This window comes from Lachnoclostridium sp. An118, from assembly GCF_002160985.1.
GTDB classification, from domain to species: domain Bacteria; phylum Bacillota; class Clostridia; order Lachnospirales; family Lachnospiraceae; genus Claveliimonas; species Claveliimonas stercoravium.
Genome location: NZ_NFLQ01000044.1, coordinates 1 through 1,960 on the forward strand (window position 1 = coordinate 1; position 1,960 = coordinate 1,960).

A 1,960-nucleotide genomic window follows, 5' to 3' on the forward strand; every position below is an offset into this window, starting at 1 on the left:
GTGTAACACTTATTCCTACTTAATAAAACAGAAAAAGCAGCAATCACTCATTTTTGTAAGAGTAATTGCCACTTTTCTTTTCCCGTTTTTCAAAGTGGAAATAAACTTTTCACTTCAGTACTTTATCTTTTCTCAAAATATGAAGCACGATCAGGATTTCACACCTTATTGAGTATTCCGGACGATTCTGTAGCCGCCATTCCGGTGTGGCGTTCCTCCGGAACAGCGGTACGCCCGCACAAGAATATTCATCCGGAAATATTCAGCCCGGAAATGACGGTCAAAAAATACACTGGTACTAATGATTTACCGTGTACATTGACGAAAAATCCAGTCACGAGAAAGCGCTTCAGGAACAGGTGGATTATCTGACCAAAAAGCTTTTCGGCTCATCCAGCGAAAGAAGATCCGATGATATTCCGGGACAACAGAACCTTTTCGATGAAGCGGAAGTGGAACAGGATCCATCCCTGCTGGAAGCAGAAACTGTGATCAAGGAACATACCCGTAAAAAGAAGGCAACCCACGAGGATCTCTTCAAAGGCCTGAAGGTTGAAAAAGTAGTGATCCCTCTTCCCGAAGAAGAACAGATCTGTCCGGTATGCGGCACACAGATGGTCCTGATCGGTGAAGAGTATGTCCGCCGGGAACTGGAATTCATTCCTGCCACCTGTAAAGTGATCGAATACTACAGCCAGAGTTACGGATGTCCATCCTGCAAGGAAGGGCTCGGCGATACGGAAAAGCCTGTGATCATAAAGTCTCAGATTCCGGCGGCTCTGGTTGGGAAAGGTCCTGCCTCAGCATCCACTGTTGCATGGACCATGTATCAGAAGTATGCCAACGGGCTTCCCCTTTACCGGCAGGAGAAAGACTGGAAGCAGTATGGGGCCCAAATCAGCCGGACCACTCTTGCTAACTGGATCATCTACTGTTCACAGAACTATTTTCAGCCAATGTATGATTACTTCCACCGCGAGCTGCTAAAACGCAGCTTTGCAATGGCAGATGAAACCCGAGTTCAGGTATTGAACGAGGAAGGGCGCCGAGCCCAGACCCAATCATTCATGTGGCTGTTCCGAAGCGGCGAGGACGGGCTTCCGGCGATCATCCTGTATGGCTATTCTCCGACCAGGAGCGGCAGCCATGCGAGGGAGTTTCTGGAAGGCTACAGCGGATACCTGGAAACAGATGGATATCAGGGATACAACAATCTTCCGGGGATCAGACGCTGCTCTTGTTGGGCGCATATCCGTCGATATTTTATCGACGCCGTTCCCAAAGGAAAACAGTATGACTACAGCCAGCCGGCAGTGCAGGGCGTCCAGTACTGCAACCGGTTGTTCGCCATTGAGGACTCCATTAACAAAAAGTATCCCGGTGATTATGAAAAGCGGAAGCAGCTGCGTCTCGAGAAGGAAAAACCTGTTCTGGAGGCTTTTTGGTCGTGGCTCGATCAGCAGAAGCCAGTCCGGAACACCCGGATGGATAAAGCGGTTAATTATGTTCTCAACCGGCGTGATACGGCGGAGACCTATCTGGAAGACGGGCGGTGCAGCTTTACCAATAATCTCAGTGAGAATGCAATTCGTCCATTCGCAGTAGGACGCAAGAACTGGCTGTTCAGCAGTTCTGTTGACGGAGCGAATGCCAGCGCAGTGGTCTATACAATGGTTGAGATGGCAAAAGCACACGATCTGAATATTTATGGATATCTTAAATTTTTACTGGAGCATCGACCAAGTAAAGATATGACCGATGAACAGCTGGCAGAGCTGGCACCTTGGAGTGAAAAACTCCAATCTATCAAAAATCGCATGTGAATTATAGTGAATTACTCCAGGTAGTGTAAAAAACTTTGTGGCTTTGGTAAAAAATGGCTCCTTTTTGGTAAGAATTACAGATATGACAATTCTTATCGAAAAGGAGTTTATTTATGGCAGTAGCAAAAGACCAAATC

1 pseudogene is annotated in these 1,960 nt (G+C 47.1%); it reads left to right on the forward strand.

Annotation, left to right across the window (positions count from 1 at the left end):
• Positions 1-347: 347 nt before the first annotated feature.
• Positions 348-1,823 (forward strand): annotated as a pseudogene (tnpC, locus tag B5E62_RS16580) (IS66 family transposase); the annotation flags it as partial.
• Between the last annotated feature and the right edge of the window lie 137 nt (positions 1,824-1,960).